Source organism: Shewanella sp. AC34-MNA-CIBAN-0136, assembly GCF_040309945.1.
GTDB lineage: Bacteria > Pseudomonadota > Gammaproteobacteria > Enterobacterales > Shewanellaceae > Shewanella.
Genome location: NZ_JBEOPJ010000059.1, coordinates 1 through 288 on the forward strand (window position 1 = coordinate 1; position 288 = coordinate 288).

Here is a 288-nt window from a genome sequence, read left to right on the forward strand (position 1 = left end):
AGGCTGCGATACAAGCCCTGTCTGATGAGCAATTACAACAAAAAACTGAAGAATTTAAAGTAAGACACCAAGGCGGCGAAAGTCTAGATGCCTTATTGCCAGAAGCGTTTGCGGTTTGTCGTGAAGCGTCTTTACGGGTTAACGGTATGCGCCACTATGACGTGCAGCTGATCGGTGGTATTACCTTGCACGAAGGCAAAATCGCTGAGATGAAAACTGGTGAGGGTAAAACCTTGATGGGTACCTTGGCGATGTACCTCAATGCTATCAGTGGCAAAGGCGTACATT

At 46.9% G+C, this 288-nt stretch carries 1 pseudogene; it reads left to right on the forward strand.

The features are described from left to right. Positions 1-288, forward strand: a pseudogene (gene secA, locus AAEY94_RS20645) (preprotein translocase subunit SecA); the annotation flags it as partial.